A 24,347-nucleotide genomic window follows, 5' to 3' on the forward strand; every position below is an offset into this window, starting at 1 on the left:
TCGTCGTTCCAACAGTGATTGCCGGAAGTCATGGATGGCTGAATTCCTTCCATATCCATGTAATTTGGATAGCGGGAAGTTATTTGCAACCATATCTTTGCTTTACAAAGGGGCGGAAGGTGCCGACCATTCCATCAAGATTGCAGCACCTAAGAAGACCAATCAGAATACAAGATTAGGTTATACAGTCATGTCATATAGAAGACGCTTTAAATGCGAAATCACCCCAGCTAAAGGAAAGTAGATCAGTCACGACAATTAAACTATGTCATATAGCGTGTTGATATGTGGCATCTCACTTCTTTGATGCCTAGTTTCTTGATCATGCAAACGCAACTTTTTGATATTTTAAAAAATTAATTATTGGCTCAATTTTTGCTGATCTAGCCGATTGTTGTTTTAACTTTGATGCAAAATTTCTGCCTAAACGATAACCGCTTTAAACGCTTGGAAATTATGAAATTTACATACCCTTAGCGAAAAAACTAGCCATGTGACACTTTGCAGCCCACGTCAATGCAGTTGACTAAGTTGGCAAAACAACCAATAGGAAATTGAACATGAATTTTGAATCTGTGTACATCGACCATCAATCGGAGCTACAACTTCATTTATCACGTATTGTTGATTGCCCGGATATCGCCGCAGAACTCGTGCAGGAATGTTTTATTATATTTTCCAGGGAAGCGCGCAAGCAGATTATCGAACACCCACGAGCTTTCCTATTTCAAACCGCTAAAAACCTGGCTTATGACCATATCAAGCACCGTAAAGTTGTTGAAAAACATCTAAACAACACCGACCCTACACTAACTATTTGTAACGAACTGCCTTCCACTGAACAGCTGGCAATCGCCAATGAAAAACTATCGATTTTTTCCAATATCGTTGACGAACTTCCGGATCGCGCCAGAGAAGCATTTATTTTGAATCGTGTTTATGGCATGACATATGCCGAAATTGCCATTGAAATGAATATTTCCGATAGCGCGGTGGAAAAACTTTTAGCTCGGGCCCTATTACACTGCCGCAAGCAATTTAAAATTCATCAGGCCGATTTCAGCAATGACTGAGGACAAAGAGGGATCAGGTCGTTTACCTGATTGAAGAATTTAATTGGTCAAGCAAACAGCTTTACTACCTTTATACCGTGAACCACGTATCCCGCGTAGGTTCGATTAGCGCAGCGTAATCGGGTGCATGTTTTTGAGACAAGCGCATTTTCCAAAACAGGAAAGGAGTATGCCAAGCGATAGACAGATGGGGAGCGATGCCGTCAATTTCGTGGTGGATAGCGATGAATGACATACGTGGGCTGTTATCGGGGGGGCTTAAAATTTTCCCTAAAAATGTCAAATGTAAGGCCTGACCCTTTTCTCCTCAAGCCAATATTCGATCACTGCCGCCACGAAGTTTTCAGGCCTATTCCTAACATAAGGAGCCAATTCAGACATAAAGCCTAACGGACTAGCGTTGACGCATGAATAAACCACATCTAAACAATTTCTATAAAGACAGACATATTGCCCATCCGGAAATACTTTTTCCATAATATCCAAATAATCAATATTGTCTGTCGATTTTTCACACCACCTTTTTTTTCCTTTGCCTTGTGCATAGTTATTCATCAAACCGTATACGACGCGCCTAACCTCATCAATAGCCACACCATCTCTTTGCTTTTCGCTTTTAACCGAAGATAAACTACCTATCGACAAGTAAGCGGCATGGTATAAGTTGTGACACAACACACCCAAGTTCAAATGCCCAGGACTACAGATATTTTGGTGAGTATCTAAAACATATCGCAATAATGTAGAACCAGAACGAACACACGATAATATAAAAACGGGACCACATGTTTCATCCATATCAAAAACTCTCTTTTTAACTTAAAGCCCAAGATTCAAACAATATCATACAAACCATACTCATTATAAATAAGTACATCGCCGGACGTTCGTTTCAATTATTTTTACCATCCAAGCAATGCAAACGAACTTTCTGCTATTCACTTAAAAATATTATTGAATATCAAGCCTTCCCAAAAAGACAAAACGATTACTTAAAGTATTTACAACTCAAATCAAACCAACTGTTTTTTCCTACCCTTATATAGCCACCACAAAATCCCTGTCACATACAAACCTAAAGGAATAAAGCCAACACAACACCAGACAATCCGTCCAACGATTCCCAAAGCCTGACCGTCATGAAGCGGCCATAGCACATTGAAAAACGTTTCGCCGGAGGTAAAACGGTTAGGGTCTTGTACCGCTAACACTTTGCCGTTGTACTGATCTATCCAAACCTTGCTGCGCGGCCGTTTACGGTTGGCTTCGCCTAGCTGGCGCTTGGCAACCATAAACACGCCATCAGCACCATCCGGTGTATTAACCATGCGCAACTCCGCATTTGGAAAAACCCTATCCGCAATTGCTAAAATCTCACTAATCGTCAAAGCGCTTTTTGTAGCTTCTGCTCGAACCGAGTTCAATTTGGACTCATGCAAATGCTCGTCGTCAACCGGCGAAAATAGTCTCACGATCGGCAGAAACACGTCCGAATACGCAAAAGAAAAACCGGTAAAGGCCAAGATTAATAAAATCAAAGAACCATAAAAACCGAAAATCTTATGCATGTCATAACACAAGCGCTCCGGTCTGGCTCGATGCTTAACGGTCAAAGCTTGCTTGAACTTACCATTGCGTGGCCACCAAAGATATAAACCGCTTAGGCACAATACGAATAACGCGGCACCTAAGCCACTGACGAATTTGAATCCTATTAAGCCGACATTTTTTCCCAGCTCACCCAGCATCAAGGCCGCATGCAACTCGTAAAGCATACTAGGAACGGACTGTCCCCAAAAACGTTGATCGGCAACTTGCCCCGTGTAAGGATCAATCAATATTTCCAGAGGCGCAAAAAGTTTTTCCCGAGTTTCTTCGGGTCTTGGATATTCGACCAGAAGATATTCCGCGCCATAACCGGGTAACAAAAAAGACCAGCCGCCGTTTCGCTGCGGATGCTGCGCTTTAACGCTTTGTAAAATAGCATCCAGCGGTAATGCCGCTTGAGTGTTTTCTTTTACGGGCTTTGGTAGTCCCCATTCGCGCAATTCGTAATAAAACACGTTGCTGGAGCCGGTTAAACCAAGAACCGCGAATAGCAACCCAAAAATCAACGCCAGTATTAAATGCAGTTTGAGCCAAAATCCTCGAATATTTTTACGAGAAATTATCATGGATATGCTTATCGAAAAATAACATTCCAAGGCCGAGCTTAGGCTTCAAGCCACCGCTCAGCCAATTTGTTTTAAATATCCGTATATTTTGGAGTTAATACTCCAGTTTCAACGAACCCATTACCGTGAGCGGGTTTCCGGTAATTGTATTGCTGGCGCCTTGCTGAGTGGCGCCCGCGTAATACTCCTTATCCAATACGTTGTTGATATTCAATTGAGTTGTCAGCCGGGTTTTTCCTATCGGTTTGACATAGGCCGCCATCATGTCCATGCGCGCATATCCCGGCAATTCCAGATTGCTCCAAGTTTGCCCCGCTCTCGAACCGACCAAGGTACCGCCAATGCCGGCTTTAAATTCCGGCGTAAATTGGTAGGTTCCCCATAAACTGGCCTGATGCTCGGGAACGTTGATAAGTCTTTTTCCCTGTGCGCCATCGGTGTTTTCGCCATTTTTGATAATTCTGGCGTCGGTATAGGCATAAGTTAGAATCATATTCAGTTGGTCGGTAATTCGGCCCTTAATATCGGCTTCTATACCTTGGCTTCTCGCTTCGCCGGCCGTAACGGTAAATCCGGAGTGCGCGGGATCTGAGATTTGGAGATTCTGTTTGGTTAAATGGTAGAAAGATACGGTGCTCGACAACCTTTGATCGAAAAACTCCGTTTTAAAGCCGATTTCGAATTGCTCGCCAATTTCGGGTTTAAGCGACTGGTTACCGTAACTCATGCCCGTGTTGGCGCTACCCAAGGATTCGGTATAGTTTCCATAGACCGAAAGCCAAGACATCGGTTGATATAAAATGCCAACCCTAGGGCTGAATTTTTGATTGTCGTAGCTTTGGTAATTCGCTCTGGCGACATCGTAGCTACCGGTGGCAAAGTCCGCCCCCCTGCCGAAAGTCGCCCAATCGTAACGGCCGCCACCGAGAATATGTAATTTATCGAAAAGGGTAATGTGATCTTGAAAATAAATGCCGAACCATTCTTCTTTTTCTCTCACCGCATAATCGTAAGGCGAAGCATAAATGGCGGCTAAATCGACGCTATTGTAAGTAGGGTTATAAATGTCGACCGTTCCGCCGGTGTTGTTTCCGCTGCAACAGGCGAATCGGTTTTTATCGGCCTTTCGAGTTCTTCTCGAAAAGTCGCCGCCGATTAATAACTCGTGCTTGGTATGGAATAACTCGACATTTCCGATCAAATCCAGATTGGTGCCGTAAGTATCGTGATAAGCCATGCCCGTGATGGGAAACCGTTTCAAGGTCGTGGAATCGAGCATGAATTGGGGCTGAAGATCGAAATAATTGATATCCCAATCTTCGTGCATAAAGCGGTTATTCACTTTCCAGTTGTCGTTGAATTTATAAGACCAATCGAATGCCGTCAGCACGGAATTCATGGTGGGGCCTTTGTTTACATCGCCGAGGAAGGTATCGAAAGGTACCGGCGCGGGGCGCTTGCCTATCGTTGGTATGCCGTTGTCGTCTACCCGCTTATCGTGTTTGAATTCCAGCTCCGCGTTGGCTTCGAACCTGTCGTTCGGCGTCCAACTCAGTTTGGGCGCGATGAATACCCGCTCGTCCCCCACGTATTTCTTGAACGAGCCTAATTCCTGGTAAGACGCATCGAGGCGATATTTCAGTGTCTTGGCATCGTCGATGGGACCTGTAGCCGCAGCCGTCGTGCGGTATTGATCGTAGGAACCGAATTGTTGTTGCAGAGAGTAATAGGGTTTATCCAAGGCTTTTTTGGTGACGACGTTGACCATGCCGCCGGGTTGAATTTGTCCGTAAAGCACCGCCGCCGGGCCTTTAATAACCTCCACTTGCTCGATGTTCGCAGGATCGGAGTAGTTGGTATAGCGCCGTAGTCCGTTCCGATAGGTAGAAAAATTGGTACTGAATCCCCGGATATTAAAATTTTCATAAAGATCGCCGTATTCCGGGCTGCGCTGAACGCCGCTGACGTTTCTACTTAATGCTTCGGTGATTTCGATGTCTTGCTGGTCGTCCATAACGGTTCTAGGCACGACCTGAACATTGACCGGCGTTTCCATCAGAGCCATTTCGGTTTTACCGGCTGAGCTGGAACGGGGCACCGAGTAATCCTTGGTATAGGGATCGGTCGAGTCGTAACCCGCTCTAATTCCCGTCACCGTCACCGCCGCCATAGTCGCCTCATTCGCCTGCGCCAACGGCGCCTTCTCCACGGTAATCGAATTCCCTCCAGCCACCCGGTAATTCAGCCCGCTACCCTTCAATAATTGCTGCAACGCCTGTTCGACCGTGTAATTGCCCTTCAAACCATTGGATTTCATATCGCTCGCCATCGCAGCCGGATAGCTGAGTTCCACATTGGCGGTTTCCGCCAATTTGTTCAGCGCCGCGGACATGTCGCCGGCGGAAATATTGAACTTGTAGACCTCGGCACTGCCGGCATTGTCCGCAATCGCCGCGCCCGAAGCCGCCATCGCACACAACAGAGCAACCGCTTTTAAGGCATGCCGTTGCCTATTCCCCTTTTGTTGCTTGCTAACCTTGAAACCGTAATGTTTTCTTGAATGACTCATGATTTGTTCCGATGATTAAATAATGAATGACGGAGCGCCCAACCGAACTCAAGGCTGTTACATACGCACCCTACCCGGAAGACGACAGCACAGCCCGTTCTCCCCATCGCCATTAACTATTTTTTCGATATTGCCGGCATTCATCCATCCGCTACGTGCGAAATAGTCACGGTAACGCGCCAGCAAGTTATCGTCGATTGGCAGGTAAGCCATGCCTCGCGCCTCAAGCCTGCATTGCGTTGCCGAGCAGTCGTACCCTGCGTTTTGATCCATTGACTCGTCCGACACCGCCTCCTCGGCAAAGACCGTCAGCAACGGCGCCAGCGCAAAATCGGCTATCGTTTCCGCGGAGGCCTGTATTGCCGCCCGCCATTGCCGAGCCGACACCTTGCGCAACGGAAAACCGGCGGCAATAAACCAATCGAACAAGGCATTTGCGGTTGGCGGATGGGGATGATTCAAATGAAAAATGCCGCCGGCAACATCGGGTTCTTGCGCTAGGGTCACGATCGCCCCGCTGACGAAATCGACCGGCGCCATGTCTAATCGACTGTCGGCATCCGGCGCCAAGCCCATCTGTATGCACCCCTTGAACACCCGGCAGACAAAGTCGTCGGTATTCCAGACGCCGTTGCGGCTATCGCCGGCCACTGTCGCCGGCCGGTAAACGGCTACCTGAAAACCTCGCAGGCTTGCCGCGCGCAATATTGTTTCCGCCACCCATTTGCTTTGCGCATAACCGCCGGTCAATGCGTCGCCGAGTAAAGGTTCGTCGGTTTCGCTAAAGCCTTGCGGACTCGCGGGATGGCCGGCAAATACCGACAAGGTCGAGACGTAATGAATCGCCTTCGGCCGCTCCGTCGCCGGCAAACGCAAGACTTCGACGCTGCCCGACACGTTGGCGGCCTTCAACGCCCGGTAAGGCTGCACGAAATTGACCAGCGCGCCGTTGTGAAAGATCGCATCGACATTAGCGGCAATTTCCCGGTAACGGTCTTCGCTAAGCCCCAGGCGTTCGGACGCCAAATCGCCGCACACTGGAATGATCCGCCGCCAATCGATGCGATCGAGCAATTCGTAACGCGCCAATTGCTTTTCCAGCCGGCTAACGGCCTGCGGCTCGTCGGCCGCCCGGATCAGGCTATAGACATTGGCCTGGGTTTGTTCCAACAAATCGGCCAGCAAAAACGCGCCGAGAAAGCCTGTCGGGAATCAATGGGGTCAGACTCGATTGATTTGTAGTATTTACTATCTATAATGTCTGCTGTTAAAAAAAGCAAGAGAGCAGTAAATGGCCCGTTTACCGAGATTTGTGATCCCCGGTCAGCCACAACATGTGATTGTTCGAGGTAATAATCGAGCAGAAATCTTCTGCGCCGATGCGGATTGCAACTTCTATCTTGAAAAACTCAAATTGGCCTGTGACAAGCACGAATGCTCCGTTCACGCTTATGTGCTAATGACCAATCATGTGCATCTGCTCATAACGCCGCATCTCGAACAAAGCCTGGGTAAAGCCATGCAAATGCTGGGGCGTTACTATGTGCAATACTATAACTATTGCTACCAGCGCACCGGCACACTCTGGGAAGGCCGCTACAAAGCGACACTAATTGATTCCGAGGCCTATCTATTTACCTGTATGCGCTACATAGAGCTGAATCCGGTGCGAGCAGGCATGGTCATCAATCCGGCTGACTACCCTTGGTCAAGTTATCATTACAATGCACTGGGACAAGCTAATGATTTAGTGCTACCTCATCCCGAATTCCAGCATTTGGGTAAGTCGAACGAAGCCCGTCAGTCTGCCTATCGCGCGTTATTCAAGCATCAACTTTCTAATAACAGTATTACCGAAATCAGAGAGGCGACCAATAAGGCTTGGGTATTAGGCAATGATCGTTTTAAGCAACGTATTCAAGAACAATTGGGTAGACGGGTTGAGCCCAAAGCCAGAGGGGGAGACCGAAAATCGGAACAATTTCTTTTAAACTGCACATTATCTGTTGGTGGAACTACTTCATCCTGAACGCACCATATGCGTACTTGGCTGTCCATCTCTGGCGACCTTTGAATCAAGGGTTGGCCAGTCTTTAACCGACTCTTCCTGGCTATGTAGGCTGGAATAAGCGGGATCGTTTCCGGCAACTTTAAATCGCCAGCCCGCGTAGGTTCGATTAGCGCAGCGTAATCGGGTGCATGTTTTTGAGACAAGCGCATTTTCCAAAACAGGAAAGGAGTATGCCAAGCGATAGACAGATGGGGATTTGAGAGCATTCCACCCTTAACGACATAGACTATCAACGCTATGTCGCCTAAGGAATTTATCGAGTTGATGGGGAGCGATGATGTCAATTTTGTGGTGGATAGCGATGAATGACATACGTGGGCTGTTATCGGGGGGGGGCTGAAAATTTTCCCTAAAAATGTCAAATGTAAGGCCTGACCCTTCTCTTCTCTTTGACCCTTCTCTTCTTTGCAGTTAGACGCAACCCAGGATAATCAGAGATAATTATAGGTTGTCCAGGCAGCAGAGCTTTAGCCGCCCTAGCATCGAACAGGCGTAACATTCAATTTTTATCGCCTAATTGTTACGCCAAAAAGCCAACTTTGCCTAGCCTTAGTTGGCCATAGATAGCAGCTTATACATCACATAGACAACGTCTTAAAATCGGCTTATTTAAGCCTACAGACCATGATTATCAAGATATGAATAAAGATCAGCCCGTTCAACACACCCCGATGATGCAGCAATTCATGCGCATCAAATCGCAACATCCGGACACGTTACTTTTTTACCGCATGGGGGACTTTTACGAGCTGTTCTTTGACGATGCCAAAAAAGCCGCGCAGTTGCTGGATATTACACTCACCGCGCGCGGACATTCCGGCGGCCAACCGATTCCGATGGCCGGCATTCCCTACCATGCTGCGGAAAATTACATTGCCCGCCTGCTTAAACAAGGCGAATCGATCGCTATTTGTGAACAAATCGGCGATCCGGCCAAATCGAAGGGACCCGTCGAGCGTAAGGTGGTGCGCATTGTCACACCCGGCACGGTTACGGACGAAGCCTTGCTGGAAGACCGCAAGGACAATTTGCTGGTTGCATTGGCAGTGTTCGATAAATATTACGGCCTGGCAACACTGGACCTGGGCAGCGGCAAGTTCGTGCTGCAACAGCAAGACACCGAAACCCAGTTGCTCAGCGAGGTCGAGCGACTGAATCCCGCCGAATTGCTATATAGCGAAGAGACAGTATTACCTGCCGCTATCAAGGAACGCCGCGGCTTGTGTAAACGTCCGCCTTGGCATTTTGATTTGGATAGCTGCCGACAACAGATCTTAAAGCAGTTCAACAGCCATGATTTAAAAGGCTTCGGCTGCGAGCACCTGCCGGCAGCTATTTGCGCAGCGGGCTGTTTGTTGCAATATGTGCGCGACACCCAGCAGAGCGCCCTACCCCATATTCAAGGCATCCGGGTCGAAGATGCCGACGACGGCATCAGTCTGGATGCTGCCAGTCGCCGTAACCTGGAGTTGGATAGCCATCCCAGCGGACAATTGCAATACACTTTGCTAGGCGTGCTGGACAAAACCGCCACAGCCATGGGCGGACGCTGCCTGCGGCGCTGGATACATCGCCCTTTGCGCGATCATGCCGTCATCAACGGCCGCTATGCCTGCGTAGCCAGCTTGTTGGACAACCAGCTATTCCGGGATTTACAAACCAGTCTGCGCCAGGTCGGAGACATAGAGCGTATCAGCTCGCGCATTGCTTTAAAATCCGCCCGCCCACGGGATTTATTGGTTTTGCGCCAGACTCTGGAGGTGTTGCCGACCTTGCAAACTCAACTGGCCGATAGTGATAACCCGCACCTGGAGCAACTGCGGCTATCGCTACGGGAACAACCGCGCATGCTGGATCTGCTGCAACGCGCCATCATCGACAACCCGCCGGTCTTGATTCGCGATGGGGGTGTGATCGCGCCGGGCTATCACCCCGAGCTGGACGAACTGCGCAATCTCAGCCAAAACGCCGATCAATTTCTGATCGATATGGAGTTGCGCGAGCGCGCCGCCACCGGCATCAATAATCTAAAGGTCAATTACAACCGGGTGCATGGCTATTACATCGAAATATCCAACACCCAGGCCGACAAGGTACCGGCCCATTACACCCGCAAACAAACCTTGAAAGGCGCCGAGCGTTATATCACCGCTGAATTAAAAAGCTTTGAAGACAAGGTGCTCAGCGCCCGCGAAAAATCGCTGTCGTTCGAAAAAGCCTTGTATGAGGAGTTGTTGACTATTCTGGCGGCATCCTTACCTGACTTGCAAGTGTGCGCCGAGGCGCTGGCCGAGTTGGACGTACTGGTCAATTTTGCCGAGCGCGCCGAGACCTTGAATTTGTCGCAGCCGGTTCTCGATCAGGAACCCGGTATCAACATCCTTGCTGGCCGCCATTTGGTGGTGGAACAACTGTCCGGCATCCCGTTCGTGGCCAATGATTTGGATTTTTCCAACGAACGCCGGATGCTGGTGATTACCGGCCCGAATATGGGCGGTAAATCGACTTATATGCGTCAGGCGGCCTTGATCGTATTGCTGGCCCATATCGGCTGCTTTGTCCCGGCGCGATCCTTGCGCTGCGGACCAATCGATAAAATTTTTACCCGCATTGGCGCTTCGGATGACTTGTCCAGCGGCCGTTCGACCTTTATGGTGGAAATGTCGGAGACCGCCAACATTCTGCATAACGCCACTAGCAACAGCTTGATATTGATGGATGAAATCGGCCGCGGCACCAGCACTTTCGACGGCCTATCGCTGGCTTGGGCCTGCGCGGACTATCTTGCCAGGCAAACCCGCGCCTATACGCTGTTTGCCACCCATTATTTCGAGCTAACCACTCTGGCGGAAGAGCAGACCGGCATCAACAATATTCATTTGGATGCCATGGAGCATGGCGACAAAATCGTGTTTCTACACGCGGTGAAAGACGGCCCCGCCAGCCAGAGTTACGGGCTGCAAGTGGCCGCATTGGCGGGCGTACCGCAAAGCGTGATTGCGCACGCCAAACACAAACTGCAACAATTGGAAAACACGGCCTATATCGAACAGCAAAGTCATCTTGAAGTAAATCAGTTGGATTTATTTACCAGCCGGGAATGTCATCCGGCGGTGGTGCTTTTGGAGGAAATCGAACCCGATCAGCTCAGTCCGCGTCAGGCACTGGATGAATTGTATCGATTGAAGAAAATGTTGAAGGAATGGAAATAGCTCGAGCAAACCGCTAAATAGCGGGTAAGAATGGGGGCCAAGCCGCTGTCCATTCTTACCTATTCGTTACGACTTACAAATACCGACGAATCCAAATTTATTCGTTAGTTAAAATTTTCGCCAACTGTGCCGCGGGTACATAGCCCGGCAGAATATTACCTTTTTCGGTGACAATCATCGGCGTACCACTCATGCCAAACGCCTCGCCCAAGGCCATATGTTGATCAACTGGGTTGTCGCAGGTTTTAGACTCCAACGAATCGCCTTTTTTGGCGTCGGTTAAGGCCTTTTGCTTATCGGCTGCGCACCAAACCGAAACGGCTTTGGAATAAGACTCCGAACCCTTACCCGCTCTGGGGAAGAACAAATAACGCACGGTGATACCCTGTGCCATATATTGGTCGATTTCAGAATGCAATTTCCGGCAATAGCCGCAATCGATGTCGGTGAACACTGAAACCACATGTTTGCTGGTTGCCGGCTTGAAGATAATCATGTTTTTTTCACCGACTTTATCCAAAGCCAGTTTTCGTACACTCGCCAGCTTGCCTTCGGTGATATTTTTCTTTTCGACTGCATCGAACAACTGGCCTTGCAACAAGTAGCGGCCATCCTCGGAAGCGTAGAAAATATTACCGCCGGCGATCACTTCGAACAAGCCCTTAATTTCGCTTGGCTTGATGGAATCGACTTGTGCGCCCGGTATAAAGTCGCCTAAGGCTTTTTTAATTGCCGCTTCGTCCGCGGAAACGTTATTGACCGTCAGCATAGCGGCCGCAAACAATAAAATTCCAGAGATTTTTTTCATGGTATGACCAATTTTGAGGTTTTGATAAAGTGAGGTGGACTTTGAACCGAACATTTCGTTCAGCGCTATTGAAATAAACGATCCAGATCCAGGAACAGAGCCAGCGCCATTAAAGACATTAATACCAGCATACCCATCTGCTGAAAAACCATTTGCACCCGATCCGAAACCGGGCTGCCCTTAATGACTTCCAGCGCATAAAAAAGCAAATGACCACCGTCCAGGACGGGTACCGGCAAAAGATTCAAAACACCTAAGCTGACACTGATTAAACCTAAAAACTTCAGGAAGGCGGTAAAACCCATTTCGGCCGACTGGCCGGCGTACTGGGCAATACTGATAGGCCCGCTTAAATTTTTCACCGAGGCTGAACCGACAAACATTTTGCCGATCATTTTTACGGTGCTCAGCGAATAAAACCAGGTTTTTTCGAATGCCGCCGGAATGGCTTCCAGGGGCGATAGCGAATACTCTACCTGCAAATCACGCATCATTGCCTCGGGTATCTCTACCCCGGCGCCGATTTTTCCGACTACTTTGCCGTCCGCCTGTTCCTCTTTTCGCGGTGTCAATTTGATTTGCGTTTGTACTTCATTGCGTTCCAACGTGACATTAATCTCGACATCCGGCTTGGCTTGAATGTAATCGACCCATTGTTGCCAATCCTCAATCGGCTGATCGTCAGCGCGCACTATCAAATCGCCGGTTTGCAAGCCGGCTTGTTTGGCCGAACCGTCTTCCATCAGTTTGCCGATAATCGGTTTAATGACCGGCAAAAACGGCTTTAAACCCAGCCGTTCGTTCAAAACCTCCGGGCTTTGCACATCGCCATCGGTCAGAACCAGCGCCCGAAATTGCTTCTGGTCGTCGCGGGTTATTACATCGACAACGATATCGCGTTGGCCATCGATAGCCAATGAAAACAACGCATCCAAGGCCATGGCCCAGGTAGGGGTGGGTTTTTGGTTGACACTGATAATTTGGTCGCCCGCTTGAAACCCGGCTTCCGCTGCTAGGGTGCCGGTCGTGACCTCGCCTAACACGGGTTTTAAGCCGGTTTCACCCACCACCATGACCACCCAGAACAAAATCACCGCCAGGATTAAATTAAACACCGGACCGGCGGCAACGATAAGCGTCCTGACGCCGACCGATTGCCTGTTGAATGCGTAGGGCAAATCCGCGGCCACCACCTCGCCTTCCCGTTCGTCGACCATCTTGACGTAGCCGCCGAGGGGTATGGCGGACACCACGAATTCAGTCTGTTCCGGCGCTTTTTGGTAAGCCCACAACTTTTTGCCGAAACCGATCGAAAAACGAATCACCTTGACCCCTGTCAGCCGCGCCACCCAGAAATGGCCCAGCTCATGAAATGCAACCAGCACCGCAATCGCTACGCTAAAGTAAAACAGGGTATGCAGGGTTTCCATCAGGCCGCCAAGCGTCCGATAACCGTTTTGGCTACAGCCCGCGCTTGCCGGTCTGCTTGTAGAACCAATTCCAGGCTATCGGCATTGTCCGGTTTAAATTGAGCCATACTGCGCTCAATGATGATGGCGATATCGGTGAATTTAACGTCTTCATTTAAAAAGGCTTCGACGGCGATTTCGTTGGCCGCATTCAAGACGGTCGGCATGATGCCTCCGGCTTTAATCGCTTCGTAAGCCAGCCTTAAACAAGGAAAGCGCTGCAGATCGGGCCGTTCGAAATCCATATGTCCTACTTCGAAAATATCCAAAGGCGTCACACCGGAATCAAAGCGTTCCGGCCAAGCCATGGCATGGGCGATCGGAGTGCGCATATCAGGGTTACCCATTTGTGCCAATACCGATCCATCGACGTAATCGACCATGGAATGAATGATGCTTTGCGGATGAATCACCACCTGAATCTGATCGGGATCCATGTTAAACAGCAGACACGCTTCGATCAACTCCAGACCTTTGTTCATCATGGTGGCCGAGTCCACCGATATTTTCCGGCCCATGTCCCATTTCGGGTGCGCCACAGCTTGATCCGGGGTCATGTCGGCTAATGTCTCAAGCGGCGATTTACGGAAAGGGCCGCCGGACGCGGTTAACAAAATTCGGCGGGCTTGTTTGGCGGTATGCCCTGGTGTATAGCCGGACGGCATGCATTGAAAAATGGCATTATGTTCGCTGTCTATCGGCAACAATACCGCACCGGAATCGCTGACGGCCTGCATGAAGATTTGCCCGGACATCACCAACGCTTCCTTATTGGCCAGCAATACGGTTTTGCCGGCTTTGGCCGCCGCTAAGGTAGGCAATAAGCCGGCCGCGCCGACGATCGCCGCCATGACCGCATCGACATTTTCTAACGTTGCCACTTGTGTCAATGCTTCGGCACCAGCCAAAACCTTAATATCCGCAACGGTGGATGCCGCTATCCGCTGCTTGAATTCCTCGGCCTTGCTTTCGGTAGCCACTACCGCATATTCCGGGTGGTGCGTGACACATTGTTCATACAACGCATCGATATTGCCGTTGGCGGTTAACGCAATTACTCGATATTGGTCGGGGTGGCGCGCTACCACGTCGAGGGTGCTAACGCCTATCGAGCCCGTGGCCCCGAGAATGCAAATACCTTTCATGCGAATACGCTCCGGCCGATCAGCACGATGCCGGCATAGAAAAACGGTGCGGCGGCAATGATGCTATCGACTCTATCCAAAATACCGCCATGACCGGGCAACAGGCTGCCGCTGTCTTTAACACCTTTTTGTCTTTTAACCAGGCTGAAAAATAAATCGCCATATATGGAGACCAGTACGGTCAAAACCGAGAGTATCAGTAAATCTATGGTCATCAGAATGGCCAATGCCGCATCGTCGGATTGCAAAGCTTCCAAACCGTAATACAAACGCAAGCCTATGGCGCAGATCACTGCCGCCACCGCTGCACCATACATGCCTTGCACGGTTTTTCCCGGGCTGATTTCCGGCGACAATTTATCTTTGCCCCATTTTTTGCCGACAAAATATGCACTGATATCCGCCGAACAAATTAAAACCAGGAAGTACAACACCATACTTGGGCCATAGTAGGCCCTTAATTTGGTCAAGAACATCCAGGCGGACAGCAATACCAACCAGCCCAAAAAGGCTTTGACGCGCGGTTTAAAGTCTATAGTCAACAACTGTGCTGCCGATTGTCTGATGACTATCATGGCCAGCACCCAAAACAATACCGGAGCAATCACAAACCACTCCAGGGCATCGGAGTAGTCTTTGACCTCCGGCCATTCCATGGCTTCGCCTAACAATTCCAGAAACACCGTCCAATACGTGACGCCCAGCATGGGGAAAATTAAAGCCACGAAAAACAATATCTTTTTACTCGGCTTTTCCACGCTGGTCAGTGATAACCATTCCCAAGCGGCGCCGAAAGTAATAACAGCGATAAACAATGAAAAATAGATGGCAGGCAATTGCAAAACTGCCAAAACGACGACAGCCGCTAATACCGATGCCGTTAAAATGCGTTGTACTAACATAGTTTACTTTTAATTATTATGGTTATGGAAAGTGCCTAAAGAATACGCTTATCAATGACTTGCTCGCCGGTATGACCAAATCGCCGCTGTCTACTCTTAAAACTATCAATGGCTTTTTGCATCATGGCTTGATCAAATTCCGGCCATAGTACATCGGTAAAGAAAAATTCGGTATAAGCCAATTGCCAAAGTAAAAAATTACTCACCCGTTCTTCGCCACCTGAACGAATGAACAAATCCGGTTCCGGCAAATCAGCCGTTACCAAATGGCTGTTAATTAATTCTTCAGTAATGTCCTGTTCCTGAATTTGGCCGGCTTTGATGCCGGCGGCAATTTTTTGCGCCGCTTGAGTAATATCCCAGCGGCCACCGTAGTTAGCCGCAATCAACAAGGTCAAACCGTCGTTTTGAGCGGTCTGCGCTTCGGCGGCACGGATTTTTTCCTGCAACTTTTCCGGAAACGCCGCTTTATCGCCAATGATACGCAACCGGATATTGTTTTTATCCAGCTTATCGACCTGGGTTTTCAGCGTATTCATGAATAGCTCCATCAACAAACTGACTTCTTCCTTGGGTCGCCGCCAATTTTCACTGCTAAAGGCAAACAACGACAACACTTCGATGTTTTGCTTGGCGCAGTATTCAACAATTTTTCTAACCGCTTTTACGCCCGCATGATGTCCCATGATTCTTGGCATCATACGCTTTTGCGCCCAGCGACCGTTACCGTCCATGATAATGGCGATATGCTTCGGATTGCTTCCGTTGATTATCAAATTGCTACCCAGTTCGTTTGCCATGTGTGTGCTCGATCATCTACATGGACAGCAAATCAGCTTCTTTTTCTTCGAGATGCTTTTCCACTTCTTTGATGTATTGATCGGTCAATTTCTGAATTTTATCTTCGCCTTGCCGGGCATCGTCCTCGGAAATCAGTTTTTCCTTTAAGGCGTCCTTAATAGCCGCATTGGCATCGCGGCGAATGTTTCTAATCGAAACCCGGCCCTGTTCGGCTTCGTTTTTTACCACTTTCACCAACTCGCGGCGACGTTCTTCGGTTAACGCCGGTAACGGAATCCGAATCACCGTTCCCTGGGTTGCCGGGTTTAAGCCCAAACCGGAAGACATAATAGCTTTTTCAATGGCTTGCACCATGCCTTTTTCCCAAGGCACCACTTTCAGGGTTCTGGCGTCTTCAACCGAAACGTTGGCGACTTGCGATAATTGCGAATCAGAACCGTAATAACTCACACTGATCTGGTCCAGCAGACTAGGGTGGGCCCGTCCGGTTCTGATCTTGGTAAAGGCTTTTTGCAGCGCTTCTATGCTTTTTGCCATTCGCGCTGCGGCATCTTGTTGAATATCACTGATCATTCTATTTCCTCACAATTAAAGAGCCGATGTCTTCACCGCGCATTAAACGCATGACCGCTCCAGGCTCAAAAATATTCATTACCCGCATGGGCAGGTTGTTGTCACGGCATAATACCAAGGCCGTGGTATCCATTACGTTTAGACGCTGGTCTATCGCTTCGTCGTAAGTTAAACGTGAATAAAACACGGCATCGGCTACCCTGTTGGGATCCGCTGAATAAACGCCCTTGACCTTTGTGGCCTTGATCATCAATTGAGCGTCGATTTCAATGGCCCGTAAACTGGCGGCGGTATCGGTGGTAAAAAACGGATTACCGGTACCGGCGGCAAAAATAGTCACCCGGCCTTTTTCCAAATGCCTGACGGCGCGACGGCGAATGTAATCCTCGCAAACTTGGTTAATTTTCAATGCGGTCATAACCCGTACTGGTTGCCCCAGGTATTCCAAGGCATCCTGCATTGCCAACGCATTGATAACAGTGGCCAGCATACCCATTTGATCGCTGGTAACCCGATTCAAGCCGTCGGAGGCCTTTTCCGCGCCGCGCAGGATATTCCCACCGCCTATTACCAAACCTACTTGAATACCGGCATCACATAAATCCTTAACTTCTTGCGCTAAACGTTGAACGATGTTGGGATCGATACTACCCCCTTTTTCGCTCATTAGTGCTTCACCGCTTAATTTAAGTAAAATTCTCTGACAAATGATCTGACTCATAATCGAAGTATCCAAGGTTGAAGGGTTAAAGCAATTAATCCGGCACAGAAAAAAACCCGGTTCTCACCGGGTTTTCCACGAGGCTTTAGCCTCTAACTTGCGCCATTACTTCAGCGGCAAAGTCTTCTTCTTTCTTCTCAATACCTTCACCGACTTCAAAACGAGCGAAGCGTACCACTGAGTTACCCTTGGAAGACAGCAATTTACCGACAGTCATACTGTCGTCTTTGATGAAGGCTTGACCAACCAAAGTAATTTCAGCCAGGAATTTGCTGATACGGCCACCAATCATTTTCTCAACGATTTCGGCAGGTTTGCCGCTTTCCAAGGCTTGGGCGGAAAAAATCTCTTTTTCCTTGGCAATCACCTCGGCGGACACTTGGTCTTCAGACACAAATTCTGGCTTGGAAGCGGCAATATGCATGGCAATGTCTTTACCCAGTACGCTGTCGTCCTTAGCTAATTCAACGATAACGCCGATTTTGCTACCGTGCAGGTAGCAGGCTTGGCCGCCTTCCGCGGTAACGAATTTTTGAAAACGTCTCACAGTGATGTTTTCACCTAATTTGGCGATCAGTGCCCGGCGGGTTTCGTCAAGGGTTTGACCGTTTGCCAAAACCATGCCTTGCAATTGCTCTTCGTTATCAACATCAGCCGACAACAAGGCATTCACCACGTCGGTTACAAAAGCGGAAAAATCATCGCCTTTGGCAACGAAATCGGTTTCGCAATTCACATCCGCCATGGCCACAGTTTTGTTATCCGCGGAGACTTTAACCCCGATCACGCCTTCGGCTGCGATACGACCTGATTTTTTATCGGCTTTAGCCAGACCGGATTTACGCATGTTCTCGATGGCCAATTCCATATCGCCATTGGCTTCAACCAAGGCTTTTTTACATTCCATCATCCCAGAACCTGTACGTTCACGCAGTTCCTTAACCATCGCCGCACTAATATTCATTATTTTTTCCTCAAGTATTATTAACTAAAAAAACGCCTCACAAAGGAGGCGTTTAAAAGACTAAAATCCGAACCCGACATCAATCGGCTTCGGGTGCGCCCGGTTTAAATTTCCGAGCTGCAAAAACTTACGCTTCCGCTGCAACTTCCTCGACGAAATCATCCGATTTTGTACCGGCATCCATACGCAAAGCTTTAGCTTCCAAAACAGCAGCTGCCGCACTTTGGCAATACAGGGTTACCGCACGAATCGAGTCATCGTTGCCGGGGATTACATAATCGACATTGTCTGGCGAGTTGTTGGAATCAACCACGCCGATAACAGGAATACCCAGTTTTTTGGCTTCCATAATAGCGTTCTTTTCGTAGCCAACATCCAATACAAAAATCGCATCGGGAGTGCCGCGCATGTCTTTGATACCGCCCAGACTGCGTTCCAGCTTCTCCAATTCACGCTCCATACCCAAAGCTTCTTTTTTGCTGAAACGTTGGTATAAAGTACCGTCGGCTTTCATCGCTTCCAGTTCTTTCAGGCGATTGATGGATTTTTTGATGGTTTTGAAGTTGGTCAACATACCACCCAACCAACGATGGTTAACGAAGGGCATGCCGCAACGTTTTGCTTCTTCCGCCACCGCTTTACGGGCGGCTTTTTTGGTACCAACAAACAGAATACTGCCTTTGTTGGCTGTCATTTGACCCAGATAATTCATCGCGTCGTTAAACATCGGCAGCGTTTGTTCCAAATCAATGATATGGATCTTGTTACGGGCACCGAATAAATAGGAAGCCATTTTAGGGTTCCAGTAACGAGTTTGGTGTCCAAAATGAACACCCGCTTCTAACATTTGACGCATTGACACTGCTGCCATTTATTTCTCCTAAAGATTTGCCGAATGATTCGGCGTTGGGTTACGCCTCCGCACTGTCCCGACTGATGACCGATTACCGTGTTTCCACTGCAACCGGCACCCCATCAATCGTGTCGACAGACGTGAGTATTAAACATAGTGAACTTCACTTTATACCATGATTACAATTTCACAACAATACCAAGTCTGATAGACTGTCATTAAACCAAGATAGCAACACCCTCTATATTAGCCACCTCGTTTTCATAATTTACCCCAAATACCCTGATGAGCATTGCTATAAAAACAGCTGACGAAATTGAAAAAATGCGCATTGCAGGCAAACTTGCCGCCGATGTATTAGAAATGATTGCCCCGTATGTGATCGTAGGCGTCACGACTGACGAGCTCGACCGGATTTGTCACGATTTCATCGTTAACGAACAACAAGCCATCCCCGCCCCGCTCAACTATCGGGGCTTCCCCAAATCGATCTGCACGTCGATTAACCATCAAATTTGCCACGGCATCCCCAGCGATAAAAAACTCAAAAGCGGCGATATTGTCAATGTTGATATTACCGTTATCAAAGACGGCTACCACGGTGACACCAGCAAAATGTTTTGCGTTGGCGATGTCAGCCCACACGCCAAACGTCTGGTTGAAATTACCCGCCAATGCATGTTTCTGGGCATAGAGCAGGTCAAACCCGGCGCCCATTTCGGCGATATCGGCCATGCCATTCAACAACACGCCGAAAGCAACCGCTACACGGTGGTTCGGGAATTTTGCGGCCACGGCATCGGTAAAAAATTTCACGAAGACCCACATGTCATGCATTTTGGCAAACGCGGTGACGGGGCAGTGATTGAGCCGGGGATGATTTTCACTATCGAGCCCATGATCAATATCGGTAAACGGCACATGAAAATTCTTTCCGATGGCTGGACCGCCGTCACCAAGGACCGCAGCCTATCCGCCCAATGGGAACACACAATTCTGGTAACCGATTCCGGTTACGAAATATTGACCTTGCGCCAGGAAGAACGGTGACCGACTCTATATTTACCGAAGCGTATTTCGCCAAAAGCTTTGAAGATCCTCAACCTATCGCGGCCTTTAAAAATGCCATTGCCAGCGAAAACGAACAACTAAAGCTTCGTTTTAATCCCGCCCAATCGCCGACGGACCTGCTCAGCGAAAACGCCGGCTTTATCGATAACCTTCTATCCGCCTGCTGGACGCATTTTTTGGCTGATGAAGCCGATCATCAGGCTTTAATCGCCACGGGCGGCTATGGTCGCAGCGAGTTGTTTCCCTATTCCGACATCGACATCCTGATTGTTTTAAATCAGGAGTTTAGCGATAAAACCCAAAACGGCCTGTCCGCTTTCAGTAACTTTCTTTGGGATATCGGCCTGAAGCCCGGCCTCAGAACCTGTTTTACCAGCGAATGCGTAGCCTTCGCCCTACAGGACCAAACCATTTTCACCAGCCTGCTGGAAATGCGTCTGGTCAACGGCAATGCAGATTTATTCGAAGCACTTTCCAAACAAATCATCAACACCCAGCTTTGGTCTTCGGAGCGGTTTTTCCTGGCCAAAATGAGCGAACAAGAGCAGCGCTATAGCAAATTCCATGACACCGCTTACAATCTGGAGCCCAACATTAAGGAAGGACCGGGCGGGCTTAGAGATATACAAGTCATCAGCTGGGTTTTCAAGCATCATTACAACGCACACTCCCTGCGCGAACTAATTAGGTACGGCTTTCTGCCCCGCTCGGAATACGACAGTCTGGTAGCCGCCCGCGACATACTCTGGCGACTGCGCTTTGCCCTACACTGTCTGACCAGCCGCTGCGAAGACCGGTTATTATTCGACCATCAACGCGAAATGGCCGACTTGTTTGGCCATACCGACGAAGACGGCAATCCAGATGTCGAACAGTTTATGCAGTTTTTCTTTAAAACAGTCGTGGATATTGAGCGACTTAACGAAATGCTGCTGCAATTGTTGAACGAACGCCTGATTAATAATCACGAAACCCTCACCCCGAGCCCGATTACAGCCAACTTTTCATCCATTGCCGGCTACCTGGAAGTCAGCCACGAAGATGTGTTTCAAAATCATCCTTTGGCGCTACTGGAAATTTTCCTGCTGCTTCAGCAATCACCCTCGCTAAAAGGCATTCGCGCCAGCACCATCAGACTTATTCGCAAAAGTCTGAGTTTGATCGACGAAGACTTTCGCCGCAACAAGCAAGCCAACCGGCTATTTATCGAAATACTCAGACAACCCCGCGGCATCACCCACCAGCTCAAACGCATGAACCGCTACGGCGTTCTGGCGGCGTATTTACCGGATTTTGCCAACATCGTCGCCCGCATGCAGTACGATTTATTTCACATCTATACCGTGGATGAACATACGCTGTTTGTGATTAGAAATCTCAGACGCTTTGCATTGAACAAGCACAGCAAGGAACTGCCGTTTTGCAACAATATTTTTCTGCTCACACCTAAGCCCGATGTCTTGTATATCGCCGCCCTGTTTCATGACATTGCCAAAGGCCGCGGCGGTGACCACTCTTCGCTGGGCGAGAAAATTGCCCTAGATTTCTGCAAGCAACACAGCCTATCCAGACAGGACAGCAAGTTGATTACCTGGCTGGTTCGCAACCATTTGTTGATGTCGATGACGGCGCAACGCAAGGATATAAGCGACCCTGACGTCATTCACAACTTCGCCTCGCAAGTGGGTAGCATCGAGTACCTGAATTATCTGTATTTATTGACCGTCGCCGACATAAGGGCCACCAATCCCAGCTTATGGAATACCTGGAAAGATGCACTATTAAAAGAACTTTATATCGCCACGCATCGCGCACTGCATCGCGGACTGCAAAACCCGGTCGCCCATTCCGAACGCATCAAGGAAACCCAGAAAGAGGCACACCGCGAACTGATCAAACTCGGCATAAGCAAACGCGCTATTTCAACATCCTGGCAACATTTAAGCGGCGATTACTTTTTACGCTATTCCGCCGACGAAATTGCCTGGCACACCATTGCCATTGCAGCTTCGACAGAAGAAGAATTACCCTTGGTCTTGCTGCGCCCACAAACCCAACGCGGCAGCGCCGAAATTTTTGTCTACACTCGCAATAAAGCTCAGATATTTTCCATTTGCACCGGGACACTGGATCACTTGGGCTTGACGATTCTAGATGCCCGCATCATCACCACCGAAGATCAATACGTTTTAAACAGCTTTCAGGTTTTGGAACAATCGGGGGAAGCGATCAACGATTTGTATCGGGAAATCCATATCTGCGATACCTTACGGCAGGGCTTGATTAACAAAAAAGTCAGCCTGTCGAAAAATATTCACAAACAATCCAGGCAGGCCCGCCACTTTCCAATCGAAACCAGCGCGACCCTTTTGGACAATCCGCACAGCAAACACACCACTATCGAACTGATTACCACCGACTACGCCGGCCTGCTATCCACCATAGGCAAAGCCTTCACGGAGCTGAACATACAACTGCACGACGCCAAAATCACCACCATCGGCAGCCGGGCGGAAGACATGTTTTATGTCACGGATCAAAATGGCCAACCTATTCTGGATCCGCAAGAAAAAGCCAGAATCAGCGCAACGATTCTACGTTACTTGGCCGACAAAAATTAATGCATATCCGTTGGCTTTACCCCAAAAAATAACAAACCTTCATCCTGAATATTTCGCAGAACGAAGGTTTTCAGTGCGTATCCAGACCTTGTCCTCTCGCCAGCTTTGGCAATCGCCCTTCCAATCCCATGGCCGCCTTCATGACCTTGTTTCTGACCGGAGCCAGGCGTTGCGCCAAGCCCAGCCCCAGGTTTCTAATGAATTTGACCGGTAAAATATTATTGCTAAACGACTGATAAAACACATCCATTACCGTCATCATTTTCAAATTTTCATTGCGCCGCATGGCTTCATAGCGCTTTAAAACCGAAACCTCGGCAATATCCTTACCTCGTCTATGCGCATCAACCAATACTTCCGCCAAAGCGGCAGCGTCCAGCAGGCCGATATTGACACCCTGCCCCGCCAACGGATTGATCATATGCGCCGCGTCACCCACCAGCGCCACCCCCTGTTTTATATAGCTTTGGGCATGCTGACGCTTCAACGGAAAACTCGCCACGCCCAGCACGTGATTTATTTGCCCCAAACAGTCGGGAAAAGCCGCCAGCAACTCGTCTTTGAGCCGATCATAAGGTAAAGCCTTTAAACGCCGAACCTCATCGGGGGACTGGTACCATACGATCGAGCCATAATTTCCAGTCAAAGGTAAAAACGCTTGCGGGCCGCTCGGCACAAAACGTTGCCAGGTAATATCCTGCTGTGGATAAGCGGTTTCCACATAAATAACCAGTGCGTGCTGGTTATAATCCCGCCTCGTCACGCCTAACCCTACCGCCTGCCTCGCACGGGACTGACCGCCATCGGCAGCCACCAGCAACCGGGTCTGTAATACCTGCCCATCCGCCAGCACCACTTCGCTTTCCCGACCGTCATAGTGAATTTTACTAATCGACTGAGGCATTAACAGCGTGACATTGCTAAAATCCGCCAGACGTTCCAGCAGTGCCAATTGGGTAATTCTGTTTTCGACGATGTACCCCAACTCGGGGGCTCGCACATCGTCGCTGTTAAAGGTAGTGTCGCCGGCAGTTTCCCAAACCCGCATACGCTTGAATGGACAATAACGCCTCGAGGTGATGCCTTGCCAGGCGCCAACCATATCCAGAATATTACGTGAAGCGATACTCAATGCCGAAACCCGCAAATCATGCGGTTGATCGGGCGAAAACGCGTCTGGTACTTGGGCCTCGATAATCGCCACTTTAAGGCCACTGCCGCCCAGGCAACACGCAACCGCGGCGCCGACCATGCCGCCGCCAACTATCAACACATCAAATTTTGGTTTCATATTTTGTCACAGAGTATTAAAACATTAGC

Annotated in this window: 18 protein-coding genes and 1 pseudogene; 5 read left to right on the forward strand and 14 right to left on the reverse strand. The window is 49.0% G+C overall.

The window, feature by feature from the left end; genetic code table 11:
• Positions 1-560: 560 nt before the first annotated feature.
• Positions 561-1,073 carry an RNA polymerase sigma factor gene (locus tag M0R33_RS05140; RefSeq protein ID WP_292566018.1) on the forward strand — a complete coding sequence of 171 codons (513 nt, stop codon included), beginning with the start codon at positions 561-563 and terminating at the stop codon, positions 1,071-1,073.
• Positions 1,074-1,352: 279 nt separating this feature from the next.
• Here the strand turns inward: M0R33_RS05140 and M0R33_RS05145 are convergent, their stop codons facing one another.
• The 4 genes and pseudogenes from M0R33_RS05145 to M0R33_RS05160 form a co-directional block, all read right to left on the reverse strand.
• A complete protein-coding gene (locus M0R33_RS05145; RefSeq protein WP_292566021.1) occupies positions 1,353-1,871 on the reverse strand; it encodes a sulfotransferase in 519 nt (172 codons plus the stop codon).
• A 215-nt stretch (positions 1,872-2,086) separates the two neighbouring features.
• Positions 2,087-3,247, reverse strand: a complete 1,161-nt coding sequence (locus M0R33_RS05150) for a PepSY-associated TM helix domain-containing protein (protein WP_292566024.1) — start codon at positions 3,245-3,247, stop codon at positions 2,087-2,089.
• A 94-nt stretch (positions 3,248-3,341) separates the two neighbouring features.
• Positions 3,342-5,816 (reverse strand): TonB-dependent receptor, encoded by a 2,475-nt coding sequence (locus M0R33_RS05155; protein WP_292566027.1) that lies wholly within the window; start codon positions 5,814-5,816, stop codon positions 3,342-3,344.
• Between the two features lie 57 nt (positions 5,817-5,873).
• Positions 5,874-7,010: pseudogene (locus M0R33_RS05160) on the reverse strand (thioester reductase domain-containing protein); the annotation flags it as partial.
• Positions 7,011-7,107: 97 nt separating this feature from the next.
• Here M0R33_RS05160 and M0R33_RS05165 point away from each other — a divergent pair.
• Together M0R33_RS05165 and mutS are read left to right on the forward strand one after the other, a co-directional pair.
• On the forward strand, positions 7,108-7,845 hold the full coding sequence (locus M0R33_RS05165) for a transposase (RefSeq protein ID WP_292566028.1): 738 nt from the start codon (positions 7,108-7,110) through the stop codon (positions 7,843-7,845).
• 680 nt (positions 7,846-8,525) lie between these two features.
• Positions 8,526-11,099: a DNA mismatch repair protein MutS gene (gene mutS, locus M0R33_RS05170; RefSeq protein WP_292566031.1), complete on the forward strand. Its 2,574-nt coding sequence runs from the start codon at positions 8,526-8,528 to the stop codon at positions 11,097-11,099.
• Positions 11,100-11,196: 97 nt separating this feature from the next.
• Here the strand turns inward: mutS and M0R33_RS05175 are convergent, their stop codons facing one another.
• The 9 genes from M0R33_RS05175 to rpsB all read right to left on the reverse strand — a co-directional run bounded on the left by M0R33_RS05175 (position 11,197) and on the right by rpsB (position 19,353).
• Positions 11,197-11,907, reverse strand: a complete 711-nt coding sequence (locus M0R33_RS05175) for a DsbC family protein (protein WP_292566034.1) — start codon at positions 11,905-11,907, stop codon at positions 11,197-11,199.
• 65 nt (positions 11,908-11,972) lie between these two features.
• Positions 11,973-13,337, reverse strand: coding sequence for an RIP metalloprotease RseP (gene rseP, locus M0R33_RS05180; RefSeq protein WP_292566037.1), 1,365 nt, complete (start codon positions 13,335-13,337; stop codon positions 11,973-11,975).
• The gene (gene ispC / locus M0R33_RS05185; protein WP_292566040.1) at positions 13,337-14,521 is read right to left on the reverse strand and encodes a 1-deoxy-D-xylulose-5-phosphate reductoisomerase; all 1,185 of its coding nucleotides are present in this window, start codon (positions 14,519-14,521) and stop codon (positions 13,337-13,339) included. Before ispC ends, rseP begins: the two co-directional genes overlap by 1 nt.
• Complete coding sequence (locus tag M0R33_RS05190; RefSeq protein WP_292566043.1) at positions 14,518-15,423, reverse strand: phosphatidate cytidylyltransferase; 906 nt, start codon at positions 15,421-15,423, stop codon at positions 14,518-14,520. The genes ispC and M0R33_RS05190 overlap by 4 nt, the downstream gene beginning before the upstream one ends.
• 35 nt (positions 15,424-15,458) lie before the next feature.
• Complete coding sequence (locus tag M0R33_RS05195; protein ID WP_292566045.1) at positions 15,459-16,223, reverse strand: isoprenyl transferase; 765 nt, start codon at positions 16,221-16,223, stop codon at positions 15,459-15,461.
• A 16-nt stretch (positions 16,224-16,239) separates the two neighbouring features.
• Complete coding sequence (frr, locus tag M0R33_RS05200) at positions 16,240-16,797, reverse strand: ribosome recycling factor (protein ID WP_292566048.1); 558 nt, start codon at positions 16,795-16,797, stop codon at positions 16,240-16,242.
• Position 16,798: 1 nt separating this feature from the next.
• The gene (pyrH, locus tag M0R33_RS05205; protein WP_292566051.1) at positions 16,799-17,518 is read right to left on the reverse strand and encodes a UMP kinase; all 720 of its coding nucleotides are present in this window, start codon (positions 17,516-17,518) and stop codon (positions 16,799-16,801) included.
• Positions 17,519-17,603: 85 nt separating this feature from the next.
• Positions 17,604-18,485 (reverse strand): translation elongation factor Ts, encoded by an 882-nt coding sequence (gene tsf / locus M0R33_RS05210; RefSeq protein ID WP_366043161.1) that lies wholly within the window; start codon positions 18,483-18,485, stop codon positions 17,604-17,606.
• A gap of 124 nt (positions 18,486-18,609) precedes the next feature.
• Positions 18,610-19,353, reverse strand: coding sequence for a 30S ribosomal protein S2 (rpsB, locus tag M0R33_RS05215; RefSeq protein ID WP_292566056.1), 744 nt, complete (start codon positions 19,351-19,353; stop codon positions 18,610-18,612).
• A 267-nt stretch (positions 19,354-19,620) separates the two neighbouring features.
• On the opposite strand from rpsB, the gene map reads away from it, so the two are divergent.
• Positions 19,621-20,385 carry a type I methionyl aminopeptidase gene (map, locus tag M0R33_RS05220; RefSeq protein ID WP_292566059.1) on the forward strand — a complete coding sequence of 255 codons (765 nt, stop codon included), beginning with the start codon at positions 19,621-19,623 and terminating at the stop codon, positions 20,383-20,385.
• On the forward strand, positions 20,382-23,027 hold the full coding sequence (gene glnD / locus M0R33_RS05225; RefSeq protein ID WP_292566061.1) for a [protein-PII] uridylyltransferase: 2,646 nt from the start codon (positions 20,382-20,384) through the stop codon (positions 23,025-23,027). Before map ends, glnD begins: the two co-directional genes overlap by 4 nt.
• A gap of 70 nt (positions 23,028-23,097) precedes the next feature.
• Here the strand turns inward: glnD and M0R33_RS05230 are convergent, their stop codons facing one another.
• Entirely contained in the window at positions 23,098-24,318 is a 1,221-nt protein-coding gene (locus M0R33_RS05230; protein WP_292566063.1) for a UbiH/UbiF/VisC/COQ6 family ubiquinone biosynthesis hydroxylase, read from the reverse strand.
• Between the last annotated feature and the right edge of the window lie 29 nt (positions 24,319-24,347).

It is taken from the genome of Methylomonas sp., assembly GCF_023228165.1.
In the GTDB taxonomy this organism is placed as follows: Bacteria; Pseudomonadota; Gammaproteobacteria; order Methylococcales; family Methylomonadaceae; genus Methylomonas.